Here is a 21,098-nt window from a genome sequence, read left to right on the forward strand (position 1 = left end):
CCGTTCGGTCATTCCTCGCGGAACGACCGCCTCATGCTGTCGGTGATGGGGCTGAGGAAGTAATCGATCGCGCGCCGCTTGGCGTTGATCATGATGACTTCGGCGGGCATTCCGGGGATCATCTGGACGTGATGGAGATCCGCCAGCGATTGGGCGTCCAACTCCACCCGCGCGGTGAAGTAGGCCTGTCCGCTCCGCTCGTCCATCGTCTGGTCCGCCGCGACATAGACCACGTGGCCGTCGATCGTCGGGACCTTCCGCTGCTTGTAGGCGGTCAGGCGGACATTGGCGATTTGGCCGACCTTGACGCTGTCGATGTCGGACGGGCTGACCTGCGCCTCGACCACGAGATCGTCGTCGACCGGAACCAGATCCAGGATCGGCGCGCCGGCGCCGATGACGCCTCCCGGCGTGTGGAAGCGGATGTCCGTGACCTTGCCCTCCTGGGGCGCCACGACATCCTTCCGCTGGAGGATGTCGGTGGCGCCACGCGACCGCTCGGTCATGTCGGCCATGGTCGACTGGGTCTGCTGGAGGTCGTTGGCGATCTCGGTCCGGCGGGTGTGCTTGAGCGACAGGATCTCGAGTTCGGCCGCCGCGATCGCCTGTTCCGCCTGCGCCTGATTGGCGGCCAACTCGCCGACCTTGCCCTTGAGTTCGGCCGACATGCGCTGCATCTCCAGCATGCGCGGTCGACGCTCGTAGCCCTTGTCCAGCAGGGCCTTGATCGTCCCCAACTCCTCGTTGGTGTAGCGGAGCTGATCGATGGCGGCGTTGGCCTGGGCCTTCAACGCCGAGATTTGCTCACGCAACTGGTCGATCTTGCGCCGGTTGATCGCCAGCGATCCGTCATAGCCGTCCCAGCGCGCGGCGAACAGGCGCTGCTCGGTCGCCATCGCGTCCGCCGCGACGCCGCTGCGCCTTGCCGCATCGACCAGATCGTCGGGGAAGACCAGCGAGCGCTGGTCGGCCTGCTCGGCGCGGAGCCGGGCGGTCCTGGCCTGCGCGGTCCACAACTGGTTCTCGACCTGACCCAACTGGGCCTGGGCCTGGGTCCCGTCCATCCGCAGCAGAACCTGGCCCGCCTTGACGAGATCGCCCTCCTTGACCAGCAACTCGTGGAGCATGCCGCCTTCGAGGTGCGAGACCGTCTTGCGGTGGCTGTTGGCGATGACGGTGCCGGTCGCGATCGAGGCGCTGCTGAGATCGGCGACCATCGCCCAGCCAAGGAAGCCGCCGAACGCCACCAGCACCGTCACGGTGCCGGCGATCATCGTCTTGCGCAGCGACGGCTCGGCCGGCTCGGCCTCCAGCGTGACGGTCCAGACGGGATTGGATGTTGGCAGGGTCATGATGCCTGCCCCACGATGGCCTGCTCGCTCTTGACCAGGCGCGCGACGTTGGGCGCGGTCGCGACCTGCCGCGCGCCGGGCGGGGCGGCGATCGCCTTCAGCACGTCGGCGCGGGCGCCGAATTGGTCGATCATGCCGTCCTTCAGCACCAGCAGCTTATCCACCGCCGCCACCACCGACGGCCGGTGGGCGATCAGCACCACGGTGGTGCCGGCCGCCTTGGCCTTGGCGATGGCGTGCAGCAGGGCCTGCTCGCCGGCGCTGTCCAGGTTGGAGTTGGGCTCGTCCAGCACCAGCAGGCGGGGATTGCCGAACAAGGCGCGGGCGAGGCCGATCCGCTGGCGCTGCCCGCCGCTCAGGCTGTAGGCGGCGTCGCCGATCGTCGTGTCGTAGCCGAACGGCAGCCGGCCGATCATCTCGTGGACGTCGGCCATCTTGGCCGCGTTGACGACATCGAGCGGGCTCGCCTCGGTCATGCGCGATATGTTGTCGCGGATGGTGCCATCCAGCAGGGAGACGTTCTGCGGCAGGTAGCCGACGCTGTGGCCGAAGCTCTCGCGCTCCCACAGGAACGTGCTGTGGCCATCCAGGTAGATGCCGCCAGCGGTTGGTTCCCAGATGCCGACCAGCAGACGGGCCAGGGTCGACTTGCCGGCGGCGGACGGGCCGATGATCCCCAGCGTCTCGCCCGGCTCCAGGGAGAACGAGATGCCCTTCAGGACCGGGCGCTCGACGCCCGGCGGGATGTAGACCAGCCGGTCGATCGTCAAGCGGCCTTCCGGACGGGGTAGGGGCATGCTCTCGCGGCGCCCCTTGGTTCCGTTCAGCAGGCCACGCACGCGATTGAGCGCCGACAGCGCGAACACCCATTGGCGCCAGCCATCGATCAACAGCTCGAAGGGATGCAGGACGCGGCCGATCAGCATGCCGGCCGCCATGGCGCTGCCGGGCGACGCCTCGCGGTTGATCACCAGCAGGCAGGCGGTCGAGATCATGGCGAGCTGGAGCATCAGCCTGATCGACCGCGACGCGGCGCTCAGCGCCTTCGACGTCGTGTTGCCGCGGTTCAGCAGGTCGATCATGTGGTATTGGCTGCGCTCCCACCGCTTGGCGACGGCCGGCAGCATCCCCATCGCCTCGATCACCTCGGCGTTCCGCACGGTCGACGCGATGTCGCTGAACGACCGCGCCGCCGCCTCGTTGGCTTGGGCAAGGGGGCGGCGGGTCAGGATGTCGGTCAGCACGCTCATGAGGAACAGGAAGATGGCGGCGCCCAGGGCCAGCCAGCCATAGATCGGGTGGAGCAGGAACAGCACCACCAGGAACATCGGCACCCACATCACCTCCAGGGGCACCGTGATGGAGCCGCCGGTGATGAAGGACCGCAGGTCGTTGAGGTCCCGGATCGCCTGCGTCGAATTCCGCTGGCTGCCGTGCAGCGTGTCGATCACCGCGGCTTGCAGGGTGGGCACGTTGAGCCGGCGGGCGATCATGTCGCTCATGATCAGGAAGACCTTGGTGCGGATGTAATCCAGCACCGCGTAGACGCATAGGCCGCCGACCGCGACGATCGCCAGCATCACCAGCGTGTCGGTGCTGCGGCTGGTCATCACCCTGTCGTACACTTGCATGGTGTAGAGCGGCACGATGAGCATCAGGAGGTTGATGAAACAGCTCAGCACGGCGGAGAAAACCATGCCCTTGCCGAGATGCCGCAGCGTGCCGCGGAGTAGTGCGTTGTCGATCATGCGGGGGGCAAGCTCCAAAGCGGATGCTGGGTGCGATGCAATATTACCCCTATTTATTAAACGGGCGTTAAACGGCCGTTTCCTTGACAGTCACCGCAGGTGAGAACCTGAGTATGTTCAAGGGAACGTGATAAATTCGAAACAAATCAAATGCAATGTTTGAGTGATGTATTGAGTGATCACACATCGCGCCACCGAGCATTGCCTTCGAAATGGTTGGATTTTCAACCGAGTTTGGATCTGGATCAGCATTAAGTGAATAGCGAAATTCAATAAATAAAAATCGACGTTAGTCTATCAATACTTCGATCCCGATTAACACACGGGTAAGAGTCGTGTGATAATTTTGAATTCAACGGAGATCGGGACCAACCGGCTCCACAGTTTCCCGCATCAAGAGCCGCCGATGTCGCCGCGGGAGCCCAAGGGTTCCCGCGGCAGACCCCTGGTCTTGTCGAGCGGCTCAGTAAAGGAGCTTTGCATGCCTCACCACCAAACTGTCCTGGTCACGGGCGGCGCCGGTTTCGTCGGCAGCCATTGCGTGGCCGAACTGGTCGAGCGCGGCCACTCCGTGGTCGTGTTCGACAATCTCCAGCAGGGTCATCGGGCGGCGGTCCCGGACGAGGCCGAGTTCGTCGAGGGCGACCTCGCCAGTCCAGCGGCGCTGACCCGCCTGTTCGGCGCCTTCAAATTCGACGCGATCCTGCACTTCGCGTCGAATTCGCTGGTCGGCGAGTCGATGCGCGACCCGCACCTCTATTTGCACGACAACGTGGTCAACGCGCTCAACCTCGTCCAGTTCGCGACCGACAACAAGGTCCCCCGCTTCGTCCTGTCATCAACCGCCAACCTGTTCGGCATGCCCGACCGGATGCCGATCGACGAGGACACCGAGATCGATCCCGGCAGCCCCTATGGCGAGTCGAAGTTCATGATCGAGCGGATCCTGCACTGGGCCGACAAGGTCCATGGCATGCGGTCGGCCTGCCTGCGCTATTTCAACGCGGCCGGCGCCCATCCGGACGGCCACTTGGGCGAGGACCATGATCCCGAGACCCACCTGATCCCGCTGGTGCTCGATGTGGCGGCCGGTAAGCGGCCGCATATCGAGATCTTCGGCGACGACTATCCAACGGTCGACGGGACCTGCGTGCGCGACTACATCCACGTCTCCGATCTGGCGGACGCCCATGTCCGCGTGCTGTCGGCGCTCGATCACCGCAGCTGCCGCTACAACCTGGGCAATGGCCGGGGCTATACGGTCCGGCAGGTGATCGAGACCGCCCGCGCGGTCACGGGACGCGATATCCAGGTCAGGATTGGCGCGCGGCGTCCCGGCGATCCCCCGGTCCTGATCGCGTCGAGCGAGCGTGTCCGCGCCGACCTTGGCTGGAACCCGCGTTTCCCGGATCTGGAAACAATCATCCACCACGCCTGGGATTGGCGCCGCCGCAACCCGGATGGTTACCAAACGCATCCTGTCCGTCAGCTGATGGCGGCGGTTTGAAAAGACAGTTACGGGCCATTTACTGTTCTTTTACAACTCTGGGCAAGGGTAGATATCGAAAGTGTAGGGTCTACCCTGTCGGGGATGGGAAAGAATGAGTGGGATGCTCGCGGAAAAAAATAATTCGAATTTAGCGATAAAATCCCACTCGGATGTTTGCTGGGTGGCAATGGCTGACCGCGATACCCGGTGTCGACCACGGAGCGAAGCTTTATTACCTCGACGAGGAACACAACGTGCCTACGAATGGACTTGCCTTGAAGCGCGGCGATCTGTCCGCACAGTTGGAAAGGATGTCGCATGACGTCCCCCCGATGCCCAGCCGAGCGGGTTTGCCGCGCCAAGGCCAACGGCCAAGTCTGGGAGAGGACGGTATGAGCGGTGGAATTTCCCCACTCGAAACGGACTCGGCCGAGCAGGCGGCGGATCGCGCCGAGGAACATCGGTCGCAGGACGATCACCGGACGGGCCGCGTGCCCGCCACGGCGATCTATCACGACATCGCGCGGATCGTGGAGCGGATGCACCGCCGCTTCCTCGACGTGGTGCGGGTGGAACTGGGGCGCGTCGGCATCGATGACATCAGCCCGGTCCAGGTGCTCATGCTGATGAACATCGGGACCGAGGAGCTGTCGGTGCGCGACTTGATGGAGCGCGGCTACTATCTCGGCTCCAACGCGTCGTACAACCTCAAGCAGTTGGTCGAGACCGGCTACGTCGACCGGGCGCCGTCGCTGCGCGACCGCCGGTCCGCCCGCCTCCGCCTGTCGGAGAAGGGAATGAGCCTGTGCGCCGAGCTGCGTCGGCTGGAGGCGACCCAAGCCGATGTCCTGATCCGCACCGACGAGGACAACGCCGATTTCGACATCACCTACCGGACCCTGCGCCGGCTGGAGCGCGCGTGGAGCGACATCATCCGCTACGACGGCCGGGAATTCGACTGAGCCACCGACGTTTTCCGCAGCGGAAGTCACCGCCATGACATCGACCGCCACCAACCGGGCGTTGAGTTCCGCCGACGTCCGGCGCCTGCTGTCCGACTCCTCGGCCCAGGCCCGGATGGAGACGGTGTCCAAGCTGGTCGCCGACTTGGAGAACGGCTCGCTGGCCGGCCCCGAGAAGGCCATCGCGACCGACATCCTGCATAAGCTGGCGATGGACGCCGAGGCCTCCGTACGCGAGTCGGTGGCCTGGCAGATCCACAACAGTCCGCTGCTGACCGACACGCTGGCCGCCCGCTTGGCGCGCGACATCGGCCGCGTCGCGTTTCCCGTGCTCCGCAACGTCGCCCGGCTGACCGACGACCTGCTGCTTCAGGTCATCGCCGATCATGACGCCGAGAAACAGCTCGCCATCGCCGGACGGCAGGAAGTTTCCCCGAGTGTGGCCGACGCCATCGTGGAAACCGACAATGTCAGGGTGATCACCCGCCTCCTTCGCAACGACGGGGCCACCATCGCCGACGCGACGCTCCACAAGGCGCTGGACCGCTATGGCATCCTGGCTCCCGTCAACGAGGCGGCGGCGTCACGTTCCAACCTGTCGCTGGAGGTGATCGGAAAGCTGATCGGCTATGTGTCGGATGAGATCAAGGCCAGCTTGGTCGAGCGCCACCGCCTGTCGCCCGTGCTGGTCGCGGAGATGGTCGAGCGGGGCCGCGAGGCCGCCACCATCCTGCTGATGAAGCCGCTGGCCGACAGTTCGGCCGACCTTCAACTCGCGGCGCGCCAGCTCGACCGCGACGGCCGCTTGAGCCCGACGATGATGCTTCGGGCGCTCTGCGCGGGCGAGACGCGTCTGTTCACGATCGGCCTGGGCGTCCGCGCCGGCATCTCCGCCGAGAGCGCGCGGCTGCTGGTCTGGGACGACGGCCCCCTGGGGCTTCGCGCCGTCTTCGAGAAGGCCAAGTTCCCGATGGCCTTGCTGCCGCCGTTCCGCGTCGCGATCGAGGTGGTAAAGGAACTGGCCTATGGCGGCGGCGACGCGGGGCGGGAGGATTATCAGGTCGCCGTCCTGGCGCGCGTGTTCGAGGAATGCGGCGCGATCGAGGACCGCATGGTCGACGACCTGCTGCTCCAGCTGTTCGATCAGAAGTCCGACGAGGTGATCGAGCGGGCGATGGAGCGGGCCGGCATGCCGTTCCACCCCATGCGGGCGGCCCACTGACCGTTCCTCCTCCCTGATTGGACCGAATGATCCTGGCGGCGGCGTTGAAAAAGCCGTGATGCCTGACAATGTTCGGCACCACCGCATTCCGTCTCCGGTACAGATCCGCTGTTCATGCCCCCTTCCGACTTACCGACCCCAATCCCGCTGACCCGTGAGGAATTGCTCGACCAGGACCGCCGACGTTCCATGCTGGAGGCGTATCCGTGGATGAAGACCTGGACGGACGAGCAGTTGGACCGCTCGCTGGCGGAGACCATGCGGTCGCATCCCGCCGGCCAGGACGTCTGGGTCTTCGCCTATGGCAGCCTGATCTGGAACCCGACCTTCGCCACCGTCGAGCGCCGCGTCGCCCGCATCCGGGGCTATCACCGCCGTTTCTGCCTGCGCGCCGACATGGGTCGCGGTTCCCTCGAACGGCCGGGCCTGTTCCTGGGGCTGGACCGGGGCGGACAATGCGCCGGCGTCGTGTTCCGGGTCGCTGGCGAACAGGCGCCACACGAGTTGATGCTGTTATGGCGCCGGGAAATGCTGACGGGGGCCTATGTGCCACGCTGGTTGAAGGCGGAGACCGACGATGGGCCGGTGCGAGCCATCGCCATGACGATCAACCGCGATTACTCGCGCTATGTCGGTGATTGGACCGCCGCGGAGACGATCGAAGCCATAGCGACAGCTGAAGGGCGGTTCGGTCGCTGCTCCGATTATTTGTTTAGTACGCTTGAACACTTGAGGGAATTGGGGTTACGCGATCGCATGTTGGAGCGCGTTGCCGCGGGAGTACGCCGATTTCTTGCCGAATAGCGTCGCTCGCTTGCCACACCTCCAAAGAGAGAGTGGACATTGCGCGGGCATACCGCCTTACTTCATGGGCCTGAAACCGATTCCCGCCAACCTGTATCCGGTTACGTCCCCTAATGATCACAGACGTGCGCAACTTGTCCGATGGGACCGTGGTGGATGCCGACATCTGTATCGTCGGCGCCGGTGCCGCCGGAATCACGCTGGCGATGGAGTTGCTTGGCCATAATCTCAAGATCGCCCTGTTGGAGAGTGGCGGCTTGGATTTCGAGGACGACATCCAGGCGCTGAACGAGGGCGACTGCGTCAGCGAGCACAAGGTCGACTTGACCTGGACGAGGTTGCGTTATTTCGGCGGCACGACCGGACATTGGGGCGGCAACTGCGCCCAGCTGGACGAGCACGACTTCCAGGAACGTTCCTGGGTGCCCGACAGCGGCTGGCCGATCGAAAAGCGGGATCTGGAGCGGTTCTATCCGCGGGCGGGCCAGTATTGCGAGCTGCCGTCGGACAACTATTCGACCGATCACTGGGCGGAGGTGTCGGCCGAGTTCCGCGCCAGCCGCATTCCGGTCACCGGCGAGTCGATCGGCGAGAAGCTGTTCCTGAAGAGCCCACCGACCCGGTTCGGCGATGTCTACCGCGCCCAATTGACGCGGCCGGGCAATCAATGCACCGTCTATCTCCACGCCAACGTGACCGAGATCGAGACCGGCGAGGACGTGTCCCAGGTGCTGGGCTTGCGGACGCGCGATCTGGACGGCCGAAGCCGCCGCTTCACCGCCCGGATCTACATCCTGGCGAGCGGCATCGAGAACGCCCGCCTGCTGCTGCTGTCGAACAAGGTCCGACCGAACGGCTTGGGCAACGACCACGATGTCGTCGGCCGCTACTTCATGGCCCACTCCACGATCCGGACGGGCAGGGCGCTGCTGACGGTGCCGCGTTCGACCGCGCGGTTCTATGGGCTGGACAGCTGGGCCTCCCGGTTCGAGAGCGGCGGCGCGCCGTTCGTCAACGCGCTCCAGCCACCCTACGCGGTACAGGAGCGGGAGGAGATGCTGAACAGCGTCGTCTTCTTCGATGAATCCTACGAGGGCGAACGGGCGCCCGGCTTCGTGGCGCTGCGCCACATCATGAAGCAGATCATCCAAGGCCGCGTGCCGGACAATCTGGGTACGGACCTCGGCAAGGTGCTGGCCGATCTCGACTCGGTGGCCAAGGCCCTCTACGCCCGGGTCAGCGGCGACAGCCAGTACAGGGCGCTGGAACTGCGCTATTTCGCGGAGCAGGCGCCCAATCGCGACAGCCGCGTCATGTTGGGCGCGGACCGCGACCGGCTCGGCCAGAACAAGCTGGTGCTCGACTGGCGGCTCCAGCAATTGGACAAGCACACGATCCTGCGAACACAGCAGTTGATCGCCCAGGAGTTCGGCAAGTTGGGCGTCGGCCGCCTCAAGGTCGATTTCGACAACGAGAGCGATCCCTGGCCCAAGGCGGTCGATTCGTCGGCCCATTTCATGGGGACGACCCGGATGCACCGCGACCCGCGCCACGGCGTCGTGGACGAGCATTGCCGCGTCCACGGCATCGGCAATCTTTATGTCGCGGGGGGCTCGGTGTTCCCGACGGCCGGGGCCACCATGGTGACGATGAACATCGTGGCGCTGGCGGTGCGGCTGGCCGATCACCTGATCGGCAAGTTCGCCTGACAGGCCGGTTCCAGTCCGGCCGGGTCCAGTCCGGTCGCTCCTAGTCCGACAGCGGATAGGTCACGATATCGACGGCGGTCTCGGTGACCGACACGGCGGCTGAACCGACGGTCGAAACCACGCCGACGGTGGTGCCGACGACGCCGCAGCCGGAAAGTCCGGCGATCACACAAAGTAGGGCGGTCAAGCGGAGCATGGATGCGCTATCCTGGAGCGGGCCGGCACCTCGTTGGTTCCGGCACTACTCCCTTTGATGCACCAAACCGCCGGCGGCCACAAGTCCGTCATGATCGATCCTCAAACTGTCCCAAGCCTCCGCGCCAGGGTTGAGCCACCTTGATCGCCGATTTGTCCAGCCGCAGCATTCCGGGTTTCTCGACTTGAACGATCTCATCTATTTCATCCTGGTCATCGGCGCGCTGCTCGTCGTCGCCAGCGTGCTGCAACCCCTGGCGGAGCGGCTGCGGCTGCCCCATTCCGTCCTGCTGGCCGCCGTCGGCGTCGCGATCGCCGTTGGTTCGGTGACGCTGCTCCAGACCAAGGAGCCGCGGATGATCAGCGAGGCGGCCGCCGCCATCGCCGACATGTCGTTCAGCTCGTCGACATACATCCTGGTCTTCCTGCCGGCCTTGCTGTTCCAGGCGGCGTTGACGATCGACGTGCGCCGGATGATGGAGGACGCGGCCCCCATCCTGCTGCTGGCGGTCGTCGCCGTCTTCGTCGCGACCGGCGTGATCGGGCTGGCGATCTGGCCGCTGACGGGAGTGCCCCTGGTCGTCTGCCTGCTGCTGGGTTCGATCGTCGCGACCACCGATCCGGCGGCGGTCATCGCCATCTTCCGCGACATCGGCGCGCCGGCCCGGCTGGTCCGGCTGGTCGAGGGCGAAAGCCTGCTCAACGACGCCGCCGCCATCGCCATCTTCTACGTCCTGCTGGAGATGATCGTCTCCGGCGACGACCCCGACCTCCTCAAGGGCGCCTGGGATCTCGCGGTCGACCTCGGCGGAGGCACCATCCTGGGGATCGTGGCGGCGCGCCTGGCGGTCTCCGTCATCCCGCTGTTGCGCGGCAGCCGAACGGCCGAGGTCACGCTGACCCTGGCGCTGCCCTATCTGATCTTCGTCTCCGGCGACCATTTCCTGGGCGTCTCCGGCGTGGTCGCGGTGGCCGTGGCCGGTTTGGTGTTCGGGGCCGGTAGCCGGTCGCGCCTGTCGCCCTCGGGCTGGGCCTATCTGGACGCGGTGTGGGAGCAGGTGGCCTTCCTGGCGGGTTCGCTGGTCTTCATCCTGGCCTCGCTGATGGTGCCCAAGCTGCTGGTCAATGTCAGCCTGCACGACGGTTTCCTGCTGCTGGTGCTGATCGCCGCGGCGCTGGTCGCCCGCGCCCTGGTGCTTTTCCTGCTGCTGCCGCCGCTGACCCTGTTGAAGCTGTCGGCCAAGATCAGCAACTCCTACAAGCTGGTGCTGACCTGGGGTGGCCTGCGCGGCGCCGTGACGCTGGCCTTGGCCCTGTCGGTGACGGAGGCGCGCGGCATCGACGGCGAGGAGCAGCGGCTGGTGACGGTGCTGGCGACCGGCTTCGTGCTGTTCACCCTGTTCGTCAACGGCACCACGCTCCGGCTCGTCATCAAGCTGCTGGGCCTCAACCGGCTGTCACCCCTCAACCAAGCCTTGCGTTCCCAAGTGCTGGCCCTGTCGCTGGCCGATGTCCGCGACTCGATCCAGCAGACCGCCGTGGAGTACGAGTTCCCGCCGACCGTCTCGCGCGCGATCCAAAAGCCCTACGAAGCCCGGATCGCGGAGGTCACCTCCGCCGGCAGCCTGGAGGAGCGGATCTCCGACCGCGACCGGATCACCCTCGGGCTGATCTCGCTGGCCAACCGGGAACGCCAGCTCGTGCTGGAGCATCACGGCTTGCAGACGGTGCCCGGCGACATCATCGAGGCCTTGCTGAGGAACGCCGGGGAAATCTACGACGGCGCCCGGACTGGTGGCCGCATCGGCTATAACCGGGCGGCGCGCAAGATCCTGCGGCTGCCGCGCGCCTTCCGGTTCGCCTATTCGCTCCACCGCTGGACCGGGGTGGAAACTCCGTTGGCCCGGCAGGTCTCCAAGCGGTTCGACAAGTTCCTGGTCCGTCGGCTGGTGCTGGACGAGTTGATCCGATTCAACAGCCGCAGCCTCAAGCCGCTGCTGGGCGAGCGCGTCTCCCTGCTGCTGGGCGAGGTGCTCAGCGGCAGGATGGAGGCCTCGTCCAAGGCCCTGGACGCGCTCGAACTGCAATACCCCGACTACGCCGAGGCGCTGAGCCAGCGGTTCCTTCGCAAGTTCGCCCTCCGCCAGGAGATGCTGCGCTACGAGAGCCTGTTCGATGACGGGTTGATCGGCCAGGAACTGTTCGAGGACCTGCGGCGCGGCGTCGAGTCGCGCCGCCGCTTGGCGGACCGCCGGCCGAAGCTCGACCTCAAGCTGGACAAGGTCGCCTTGATCGCCCAGGTGCCGCTGTTCAACGGGTTGGAGCAGAAAGACATGGCCCGGCTCGCCCGGATCCTGCGCTCGCGGCTGGCCCTGCCGGATCAGACCTTCATCCGCACCGGCGACCGCGGCAACGCCATGTACTTCATCTCGTCGGGCGCGGTCGAGGTGGTGCTCCAGGACCGCCGCATCCGGTTGGGACGCGGTGACTTCTTCGGGGAGATGGCCCTGCTCGACGGTGGCCCGCGCCGGGCCGACGTCGTCGCCTTGACCTACTGCACCCTGCTCGAGCTGCGCTCCGGCGACTTCAAGAAATTCCTGAAGGCCAACCCGCATATCAGCGAGCTGATCGATCAGGTCGCCAAGCAGCGCAGCGTCAAGCTGGTGGCGTGATCGCGATCCGCGCTCCTCAGCGGCCGCCGGATACGGGGACCAGCGCGCCGCAGACATAGGACGACTTGTCCGACAGCAGCCAGACGATCGCCTCCGCCACCTCGGCGGCGGCGCCGGCGCGGCCCTGGGGAACGCCGCCGACCAGCCGTTCCAGCCGGCCGGGGATGCCGCTGGCGTCGTGGATCTCGGTCTCGATCAGGCCGGGATTGACGGCGTTGACGCGGATCCCCTCGGGCGCCAGTTCCTTCGACAAGCCGATGGTGAAGCTGTCGATGGCGCCCTTGCTGGCGGCGTAGTGGATGAACTCGTTGGGCGAACCCAGCGCCGCCGCGCGCGACGAGACGTTGACGATCACGCCGCCTTTGCCGCCCCGGCTTTTCGCCATGCGCCGGGCGGCCTCGCGGGCGCACAGGAAGGGACCGACGACGTTGAGGTTCATCACCGTGCCGACGGTCTCGGCCGTCAGGTCGAGCAGCTTGCCGGCGGGGCCGGTGATGCCGGCGTTGTTGACCAACCCGGTCACGGGACCAAGCCGCTCGTCGACGGTGGCGAACAGGCGGATGATATCCGCCTCCGACGCCATGTCACCCTGGACCGCGATCGCGCGGACGCCCAGGGCGCTGGCCTCCGCCGCGACCGCCTCCGCCTTGGCCGCGTCGCGCACATAGTTGACGCAGACATCCCAGCCCGCCGCCGCCGCCAGGACGACGGTCGCGGCGCCGATGCCCCGGCTGCCGCCCGTGACGATAAGAACTCCACCCATCACGTCTTCTCCCATTTCTTGGTCATTCGCTTAATCAGCGGGATACGCCCCACGTTATCAACGCGGCGGGCAAAGGAAGTATCCGCCGTCACGCGCGAGGTTCCTCGATTAAGTTTCGGCGGAAACGAGCGTAGGATTGTTTCCATATGCAGCGAGTGGCAAATGCCATCCGAAGTCAAGAAACATTGAAATGACCGGAATGCGGATCTGGATCTACGGCTATCGAAGCAGTCTGGCGGCGCTGGGATTGGATGATCTCCGGTCTCCCGGTCCAATGGCCTGCCTTCGCCATGCGTCGGAAGGAGGCATGGGCCGTGGAACGGGTGGCTCCCCGCCCGTGATCGGGTTCCGTGGACAGCGCCAGCTGGTCGGCTCGCCGCCCTGACCGGGCACGGCTTCCAGGCCATGAATGGCCCGTCGCCCTTGTGACCCCACCCCTTGGGTGTTCCCCGGTTATTGGAGAATCAGTTGCGTTTCCAAGCGCTCGATAGTTGGCGGGGCCTATGCGCCATCCTCGTCGCCGTGCTTCATTTTCATGGCGCGTGGCACTTCCACGATGCCCCCGTCGTCCGCGGTGGCTATCTTTTCGTCGATTTCTTCTTCGTCCTCAGCGGGTTCGTGCTGGCCCACGCCTATGACGATCGCATCCGCGACATGTTCGAGCTCGGCGGCTTCGTCATCCAGCGGTTCGGCCGGGTCTGGCCGCTCCACGTCACGGTGCTTGGATTGTTCCTGGCGGTGGAACTGGTGGCCCTGGCCCTGGAGCCCTGGCTGGGAAGCGCGTATCCGCGCGAACCCTTCACGGGATCGCGCTCACCCTTCGCGGTCCTGACCAACCTGCTTCTGATCCACTCCCTCGGCCTCCATCAGGACGTCACCTGGAACTTCCCCAGCTGGTCGATCAGCGCGGAGTTCTTCACGTCCCTCGCGTTTGGCGTGATGATGTTGCTGACGGTGCGTTATCGAAATTTGGTTTCGGCCCTGCTGGTCCTTGCCAGCGCCGCGATCGTGCTGGCTTTCGCGAATTCCGCTTCGATCGACGTGACGGTGGATTATGGTTTCTTCCGCTGCATGGTCGGCTTCTTCCTGGGTTATCTAGCTTATCAGGTGTTCCGCGCGGCACGAGCCAAGCTGAAGGGCGTCCTTCCCGCGGCCGGCCTGATCGAAGCCGCCTGCGTCGTGCTGGTGGTGGGATTCACGGCCGCGGTCGAGGTTGGTCCCCTGTCGTATCTGGCTCCGTTCGTCTTCACGCTGACGGTCCTCGTGTTCGCCTTCGAGGACGGCTGGGTCTCGACCCTGTTGAAGAACAGGCTGATGCTGAGGCTCGGCGCCCTCTCGTACTCGATCTACATGGTCCACGCCTTCCTGCTGTTGATCATCGAGAACTCGACGGCGGTCGCCGGCAAGCTCCTGCGCGTCCAGCTGTCACACGATCACATGAGCATCGCCGGCAAGGTCAAGCTGATCGACCTCGGCGGTCCCTGGGTCATGGATGGCGTGATCGTGGCTTACCTGGTCGCCGTCGTGGCGCTGGCGGCACTGACCTACCGCTTTGTCGAGATGCCGGGTTACGCCTATTCCAAGAGGATCGCGCGCCGGCTGGGCGGCGGTGCGACCCGGACGGTGACGGACGCGGCCCAGGGGACGACGTCCTGATCGGGAACTTGGAACATGTGGCGGGTATCCATCTTCGCGCGTGCCCGTCGTTTTAAATCGCCGATAGTCGGTTTGACGCGTCCGTTCAACTGGGCGCGGCGGACAACTGAGGAAACGACATGGCGATAAAGAAAACTCTGGCGGCGCTGGCCGTCGCGGCGCTTCTGGCGGGCTGCGCCAGCCAGCAGGGAACCGGCACCGCAGCCTCGACCACCGCCGGCGTGCAAACGCCTTCGACTCCGGCGGCCCGCGTGGTCAAGTCGCGCGACGGCAGCTTCGACGGCGAGGTGATCGGTACGCCGACCGCGAATAGCCGATTCGCCAAGCTCCAGATTGGCATGACGATGCGCGAGGTCTCCAGCTTGATCGGGGCACCCGACGACATGATCCGGCACGAGACCGGCAAGCGCTGGATCCCGTTCTACTTCGGCAACGACGCCCAGCGGCTCCAGGTGATCTACAAGAACGAAGGCTGCCTGACCTACACCGGCGGCAACGTCTTCGGAGGTGGGGACAGCGAGCTGATTCGCATCACGGTGGCTCCCAAGGGTGGCTGCCTGGACACCTGACCCAGCCGATCACGGTGATGGTTTTCGTGTAACTCTCTTGATAATGTCAACCCATGCGGGTCGAGACGGGGGCGAACCGCTGATGTCTCGATCCGTCTGTGGAGAAATTTCAAGGGGAAATTGATATCATGAGTCTTGGGAGACTCCGGTCCGCATTCATTTCAGCCGCCTTGGTCGCGGTGTCGGCGACGCCCGTCCTGGCGCAGTCGAGTTTCGCGCCACCGCCCCTGGTTCCCTATGGCCTGTCGATCGACGTCGATAACGCCAAGACCGCCGCCGCCGCGGCGGTTGCCGAGGCTAAGAAGAACAATTGGAGGATGGCGGTCGCCGTCGTCGATACCGGCGGCTACCTCGTGTATTTCGAGAAGATGGCGGATACGCAAACCGGCAGCGTCGACTTGGCGATCGAGAAAGCCCGGACGTCCGCCCTGTTCCGCCGGCCCAGCAAGCTGTTCCAGGACGCGGTCGCCGGCGGCGGCGAGGGTATCCGGCTGCTGCGCCTGACCGGGGCCATTCCGATCGACGGCGGTGTTCCCATCATCGTCGATGGCAAGCTGATCGGTGCCGTTGGTATCTCGGGTGGCAGCGGAGATCAGGACGGCACCGTCGCCAAGGCGGGCGCGTCCGCGCTGAAATAAGTCCCGAATCGACCTGGGAAATAGGGCCTGGGAATAGGGAAGGGGGGAGGCCTAAGCCTCCCCCCTTTTCTTCGCCTTCCGACCGGTGGCTCAGGAGCAGCCGGTGGTCGAGCCGCAGGTGTCGCACTTCATGCAGGTGCCGTTGCGCACCAGGGTCATGTTGCCGCACTCGCCGCAGGGATCACCCTCGTAGCCCTTGGCGCGGGCTTCGCGGATGCGCTCGCGGCGCTCGTCCACGGCGGGAGCGGGAGCGGCGGCGACCGCCACCGCGACGGCCGCCTGGGACTGGTCGGGGGACAGCGCGCGGGCCGTCGCCTCGTTGCCCATCACCGCCGCCGACGCCTGGGTTCCTGTCGCCACCGCCATGGCGGCGACGGCGCGGGTCGACTGGCCACCCGGCAGGACGCGCAGGTTGGAGCGGACATAGCCCTTGCTCGCCACCTTCTGCACGGCGTCGAGCGTGTCCTTGGTGAACCGCTCCGCCGCCGGCGGCAGGGTGCCCTCGCCATCGCCGGTGCCCAGGCTGTCCGGGAACAGGTCGTCCGGAGTCGCGTGGGACAGGTCGGTGCGCTGCAGGTAGCTGATCGCCAGTTCGCGGAAGATGTAGTCGATCACCGAGGTCGCCATCTTGATCGCGTCGTTGCCCTGGACGGGACCCGACGGCTCGAAACGGACGAAGGTGAAGGCCTCCACGAACTCTTCCAGCGGCACGCCGTATTGCAGGCCGATCGAGATCGCGATGGCGAAGTTGTTCATCAGCGACCGGAAGGCGGCGCCTTCCTTGTGCATGTCGATGAAGATCTCGCCCAGGCGGCCGTCCTCATATTCGCCGGTCCGCAGATAGACCTTGTGGCCACCGACCACGGCCTTCTGGGTATAGCCCTTGCGGCGGTGGGGAAGCTTCTCGCGGTCGGCGCGCTCGCGCATCCGCTCGATGACCCGCTCCACGATCCGCTCGGCCACCATCGGCGCCCGCTCGGCCGGCGGGGCGTCGATGATGTTCTGGACGATATCCTCGTCCTCCGACTCGTCGACGCCTTCCAGGATGCTGCTCGACAGCGGTTGGCTCAGCTTGGAGCCGTCGCGGTACAGGGCGTTGGCCTTGGTGCCGAGGCGCCAGGACAGCATGTAGGCGTCCTTGCACTGCTCGACCGTCGCCGAGTTCGGCATGTTGATCGTCTTGGAGATGGCACCCGAGATGAACGGCTGGGCCGCCGCCATCATGTGGATGTGGCTCTCGGTCGACAGGTAGCGCTTGCCGATTCGGCCGCACGGGTTGGCGCAGTCGAACACCGACAGGTGCTCGTCCTTAAGGTGCGGGGCACCCTCCAGCGTCATGGCGCCGCAGCAATAGGTGTTCGCCGCGTCGATCTCGGCCCGCGAGAAGCCCAGATGGGCCAGCATGTCGAATCCGAAGTCATCCAGAGCGGCGGCCGGGATGCCCAGCACCTCGGTGCAGAACTCGGTGCCGAGCGACCACTTGTTGAAGGCGAACTTGATGTCGAAGGCGTTGCCCAAACCCTGCTCGACCGCCTTCAGCGTCTCGTCGGTGAAGCCTTTGGCCTTGAGCGCCGCGTGGTTGACGCCCGGAGCCGTCCGCAGCGTGCCGTGGCCGACCGCGTAGCGCTCCATCCGCTCGATCTGGTCCGCGTCGTAGCCGAGCTTCCGCAAGGCTTCCGGCACCACCCGGTTAATGATCTTGAAGTAGCCGCCGCCGGCCAGCTTCTTGAACTTGACCAGCGCGAAGTCGGGTTCGATGCCGGTGGTGTCGCAATCCATCACCAGACCGATGGTGCCGGTGGGCGCGATCACCGTCGCCTGGGCGTTGCGGAAGCCATAGAGCTCGCCCAGTTCCAGCGCGTTGTCCCAGGCCCGGCGGGCCGCCGCGACCAGATCCTTGTTCGGGCAATGCGCCTCGTTGATCGCCACCGGCAGGACCGACAGGCCCTCGTAATCCTGAGCCGTACCGTAGGTGGCCCGGCGATGGTTGCGGATCACCCGCAGCATGTGCTCGCGGTTGACCTCGTAGTTGGGGAACGCCCCCAGCTCCTGAGCCATCTCGGCCGAGGTGGCGTAGGACACGCCGGTCATGACGGCGGTGATGGCGCCGCACAGCGCGCGGCCCTCGTCGCTGTCATAGGAGATGCCGGCGGCCATCAGCAGGCCACCCAGGTTGGCGTAACCCAGGCCGAGCGTACGGAACTCGTAGCTGAGCTGCGCGATCTCCTTCGACGGGAACTGCGCCATCAGCACCGAGATTTCCAGCACGACGGTCCACAAGCGGCAGGCGTGCTCGAACGACTCGATGTCGAACTCGCCATCGGCGCGGCGGAACGTCATCAGGTTCAGCGACGCCAGATTACACGCCGTATCGTCCAGGAACATGTATTCCGAGCACGGGTTCGACGCGTTGATCCGGCCGGACGCCGGGCAGGTGTGCCACTCGTTGATGGTGGTGTCGAACTGCACCCCCGGATCGGCGCAGGCCCAGGCGGCCTCGCCGATCTTCTCCCACAGGTCGCGCGCCTTCAGGGTCTTGTGGACCTTGCCGTCGGTGCGGCGGATCAGCTGCCAGTCGGCGTCGTCCAGGACGGCTTCGATGAAGTCGTTGGCGATGCGGACGGAATTGTTCGAGTTCTGGCCCGAGACGGTCAGGTAGGCTTCCGAGTCCCAGTCCGTGTCGTAGGTCTTGAACTTGATCGAGGTGTAGCCCTGGCCGGCGAACTGGATCACGCGCTGGACGTAGTTCTCGGGGATCATGTCCTTGCGGGCGGCCACGATCGCCTTCTTCAGCGCCTTGTTCTCCTTGGGATCCAGCCGCTTGGGATCGGTCGGGGAGAAGCCCTCGGACGCCGCCAGCATGACCGCGTTCATGTGGCGGGACGCCAGCTTGGACCCGGCGACCAGCGCCGCGACCTTCTGCTCCTCGGTGACCTTCCAGTCGATGTAGGCCTCGATGTCCGGGTGGTCGAGGTCGACCGTCACCATCTTGGCGGCGCGGCGCGTGGTGCCGCCCGACTTGATGGCGCCGGCGGCCCGGTCGCCGATCTTCAGGAAGCTCATCAGGCCGGAGGACCGGCCGCCGCCCGACAGCTTCTCGCCGTCGCCGCGTACCCGGGAGAAGTTGGAGCCGGTGCCGGAGCCGTACTTGAACAGGCGCGCCTCGCGCACCCACAGGTCCATGATGCCGCCGTCGCCGACCAGATCGTCGCGGACACCCTGGATGAAGCACGCGTGCGGCTGCGGATGCTCGTAGGCCGATAGGGAAGCTGTCAGCTCGCCGGTGCGGAAATCGACGTAGTAGTGGCCCTGCGCCGGGCCGTCGATGCCATAGGCCCAGTGCAGGCCGGTGTTGAACCACTGCGGGCTGTTGGGGGCCGCCATCTGGCGGCACAGCATGTGGCGCATCTCATCGAAGAAGGCGCGGGCGTCCGACTCGGCGTCGAAATAGCCTCCGTGCCAGCCCCAGTAGGTCCAGGTGCCGGCCAGACGGTCGAACACCTGCCGCGCCGAGGTCTCGCCGACCAGCCGGTCCTCGCGGCTGACGCGCTTCAGCGCCTCGTCGTCAGCGACCTTGCGCCACAGCCAGCTCGGGACCGTGTTCTCCTCGACCGCCTTGAGCGCGGCGGGGATGCCGGCCTTGCGGAAATACTTCTGCGCGAGGATGTCGCAGGCGACCTGGCTCCAATCGGCCGGGACGTCGATATCGGCGAGTTGGAACACGACCGAACCATCGGGATTGCGAATCTCGCTGGTCGTCTGGCGAAATTCGATGCCGTCGTAGGCGTCCTTTCCTTCGGTCGTGAAACGTCTCTCAATCCGCATCTCAGTGATCCCTTGGCTCCGGCGCCCGCCGTGACTTCGGCGCCTGCTGACAACCCGACTAAAAATCCTGGCACGCCGGCCGTGGCCGGCCGGGTCGCGCGGAAAGACCGCCGCGATATCCTGTGCCTATATCCGAGTGTGCCACAAGTTCTGGGACTGGCAACCACATTTTGACGCCAAAACGGCGCTACCCACCAAATGCTGTGGATGACTATGTGGATGAGCGTGTGGACCGCTGGTGTTGGATGGGCTCGCAACCTTCTGGAAGTGGCTCCCGCCAAGGGTTTGGGGGCCCATGGGAAAGACACGGTAGCCACGGTTGGACCGCGCGTAAACCCGTTGACAGGGGTGCGCCGAAACAGGCTGAAACAAGATATGGAGTCGCGCTTCGGCGATTATCCCGTCGCGTCCGATGCGTCCGGCTGGACGCGGGCAAGGCCAGATGCCATATTCCGCGACGACGAACAGTGCGGAACGCGGGTTCGACGACCCCTGAGCGAGCGGCCATGAAAGAACGCATATCCTTTACGACGTTTCTGTCCAACCTACAGATCCGTATGTTCACGTGGCGCCGGGGCGAGCAGGTCGGCGTCGATCAATTCGGCAACACGTATTACCGGGACAAGAGGAAGGCCACGGGAACGCGCGAGCGCCGCTGGGTCCTTTATAATGGCGAGCCCGAGGCGTCCAAGGTTCCGCCCGAATGGCACGGCTGGCTGCACCACACCGTCAAGGAGCCGTTGAAGGCTGGCAGCCCGTTCCACAAGCCGTGGCAGAAGCCCCACCACCCGAACGCGACCGGCAGCCTCACGGCATATCGGCCCCCAGGCCACACGCTCGAAGGCGGACAGCGCGACCGCGCGACCGGCGATTACGAACCGTGGACTCCGGGCTGACCAGCCCGGTCGATCGCCCCGCGCGCGGCGCGCCGGGCCTTTCCACCGAGGAATTTTGAATGCGCAGGAATACCATTGAAACCGTGCTCGGCGGTGTCGTCATCGTCGTGGCCGGTTTCTTTTTGGTCTTTGCCTACACCAGCGCCGATCTCCGGCGGGTCGACGGCTATGATGTCCAGGCGAACTTCTCCAGCGTCGGCGGCCTGCAAAGCGGCAGCGACGTCCGCATCAGTGGCGTCAAGGTCGGCACGGTGACCAGCCAGACCCTGGATCCGAAGACCTATCTGGCGGTCGTCCACATGACGATCGACCCCAGCATCAAGCTGCCCAAGGACACGGTCGCCCTGATCGCCAGCGAGAGCCTTCTCGGTGGCAAATACATGGCGCTGGAACCCGGCGGCGATCCCGACGAGATCCAGCCCGGCGGCAGGATCGACTTCACCCAGTCCACTCCCGGCCTGGAGCAGCTGCTGGGCCAAGTGATCTTCAGCATGCAGGGCGGTGGCCAGCAGGCGCAACCGGGTCAGGCGCAACCGGGTCAGGCCGGCGGCACCGCCCAGCCGCCAGCGGCGGGCGGCGGCGCTTCCGGTGGGGCGGC

At 65.6% G+C, this 21,098-nt stretch carries 17 protein-coding genes; 12 read left to right on the plus strand and 5 right to left on the minus strand.

Going from position 1 to position 21,098, the window contains the following annotated elements; translation table 11 throughout:
* Window positions 1-8: 8 nt before the first annotated feature.
* Together N825_RS16750 and N825_RS16755 are read right to left on the minus strand one after the other, a co-directional pair.
* A complete protein-coding gene (locus N825_RS16750; RefSeq protein ID WP_037454119.1) occupies window positions 9-1,352 on the minus strand; it encodes an HlyD family type I secretion periplasmic adaptor subunit in 1,344 nt (447 codons plus the stop codon).
* Window positions 1,349-3,100: a type I secretion system permease/ATPase gene (locus N825_RS16755; RefSeq protein WP_037454121.1), complete on the minus strand. Its 1,752-nt coding sequence runs from the start codon at window positions 3,098-3,100 to the stop codon at window positions 1,349-1,351. Before N825_RS16755 ends, N825_RS16750 begins: the two co-directional genes overlap by 4 nt.
* A 481-nt stretch (window positions 3,101-3,581) precedes the next feature.
* On the opposite strand from N825_RS16755, the gene galE reads away from it, so the two are divergent.
* The 5 genes from galE (at window position 3,582) to N825_RS16780 (ending at window position 9,286) form a co-directional block, all read left to right on the plus strand.
* The gene (galE, locus tag N825_RS16760) at window positions 3,582-4,607 is read left to right on the plus strand and encodes a UDP-glucose 4-epimerase GalE (protein WP_037454123.1); all 1,026 of its coding nucleotides are present in this window, start codon (window positions 3,582-3,584) and stop codon (window positions 4,605-4,607) included.
* Between the two features lie 374 nt (window positions 4,608-4,981).
* Window positions 4,982-5,551 (plus strand): MarR family transcriptional regulator, encoded by a 570-nt coding sequence (locus N825_RS16765; protein ID WP_084164797.1) that lies wholly within the window; start codon window positions 4,982-4,984, stop codon window positions 5,549-5,551.
* A gap of 34 nt (window positions 5,552-5,585) precedes the next feature.
* Entirely contained in the window at window positions 5,586-6,773 is a 1,188-nt protein-coding gene (locus N825_RS16770) for a DUF2336 domain-containing protein (protein ID WP_037454126.1), read from the plus strand.
* Window positions 6,774-6,887: 114 nt separating this feature from the next.
* The gene (locus N825_RS16775) at window positions 6,888-7,577 is read left to right on the plus strand and encodes a gamma-glutamylcyclotransferase (RefSeq protein WP_245613143.1); all 690 of its coding nucleotides are present in this window, start codon (window positions 6,888-6,890) and stop codon (window positions 7,575-7,577) included.
* 125 nt (window positions 7,578-7,702) lie between these two features.
* Window positions 7,703-9,286 (plus strand): GMC oxidoreductase, encoded by a 1,584-nt coding sequence (locus N825_RS16780; protein ID WP_198038359.1) that lies wholly within the window; start codon window positions 7,703-7,705, stop codon window positions 9,284-9,286.
* Window positions 9,287-9,326: 40 nt separating this feature from the next.
* Here the strand turns inward: N825_RS16780 and N825_RS38935 are convergent, their stop codons facing one another.
* Entirely contained in the window at window positions 9,327-9,482 is a 156-nt protein-coding gene (locus tag N825_RS38935) for a hypothetical protein (protein WP_157619295.1), read from the minus strand.
* Between the two features lie 184 nt (window positions 9,483-9,666).
* Between N825_RS38935 and N825_RS16785 the strand changes: the two genes are divergently transcribed.
* The gene (locus N825_RS16785) at window positions 9,667-12,153 is read left to right on the plus strand and encodes a cation:proton antiporter (protein WP_037454128.1); all 2,487 of its coding nucleotides are present in this window, start codon (window positions 9,667-9,669) and stop codon (window positions 12,151-12,153) included.
* A gap of 16 nt (window positions 12,154-12,169) precedes the next feature.
* Here the strand turns inward: N825_RS16785 and N825_RS16790 are convergent, their stop codons facing one another.
* A complete protein-coding gene (locus N825_RS16790; RefSeq protein WP_037454322.1) occupies window positions 12,170-12,916 on the minus strand; it encodes an SDR family oxidoreductase in 747 nt (248 codons plus the stop codon).
* 190 nt (window positions 12,917-13,106) lie between these two features.
* On the opposite strand from N825_RS16790, the gene N825_RS38940 reads away from it, so the two are divergent.
* From N825_RS38940 to N825_RS16805, 4 genes are all read left to right on the plus strand, one after another.
* Window positions 13,107-13,301, plus strand: coding sequence for a hypothetical protein (locus N825_RS38940; protein WP_157619297.1), 195 nt, complete (start codon window positions 13,107-13,109; stop codon window positions 13,299-13,301).
* Between the two features lie 83 nt (window positions 13,302-13,384).
* Complete coding sequence (locus N825_RS16795) at window positions 13,385-14,572, plus strand: acyltransferase family protein (RefSeq protein WP_051512473.1); 1,188 nt, start codon at window positions 13,385-13,387, stop codon at window positions 14,570-14,572.
* A gap of 119 nt (window positions 14,573-14,691) precedes the next feature.
* Window positions 14,692-15,141 (plus strand): hypothetical protein, encoded by a 450-nt coding sequence (locus N825_RS16800; RefSeq protein ID WP_037454130.1) that lies wholly within the window; start codon window positions 14,692-14,694, stop codon window positions 15,139-15,141.
* Between the two features lie 128 nt (window positions 15,142-15,269).
* Window positions 15,270-15,779 carry a GlcG/HbpS family heme-binding protein gene (locus N825_RS16805; RefSeq protein WP_037454131.1) on the plus strand — a complete coding sequence of 170 codons (510 nt, stop codon included), beginning with the start codon at window positions 15,270-15,272 and terminating at the stop codon, window positions 15,777-15,779.
* 90 nt (window positions 15,780-15,869) lie between these two features.
* On the opposite strand, the gene N825_RS16810 is transcribed toward N825_RS16805, so the two are convergent.
* Complete coding sequence (locus N825_RS16810; protein WP_037454133.1) at window positions 15,870-19,604, minus strand: vitamin B12-dependent ribonucleotide reductase; 3,735 nt, start codon at window positions 19,602-19,604, stop codon at window positions 15,870-15,872.
* 506 nt (window positions 19,605-20,110) lie between these two features.
* Between N825_RS16810 and N825_RS16815 the strand changes: the two genes are divergently transcribed.
* Together N825_RS16815 and mlaD are read left to right on the plus strand one after the other, a co-directional pair.
* On the plus strand, window positions 20,111-20,500 hold the full coding sequence (locus N825_RS16815) for an NADH:ubiquinone oxidoreductase subunit NDUFA12 (protein WP_037454136.1): 390 nt from the start codon (window positions 20,111-20,113) through the stop codon (window positions 20,498-20,500).
* 59 nt (window positions 20,501-20,559) lie between these two features.
* On the plus strand, window positions 20,560-21,098 hold a 539-nt coding region (mlaD, locus tag N825_RS16820; RefSeq protein ID WP_051512474.1), incomplete at its 3' end, for an outer membrane lipid asymmetry maintenance protein MlaD.

The sequence above is a fragment of the Skermanella stibiiresistens SB22 genome, assembly GCF_000576635.1.
GTDB lineage: Bacteria > Pseudomonadota > Alphaproteobacteria > Azospirillales > Azospirillaceae > Skermanella > Skermanella stibiiresistens.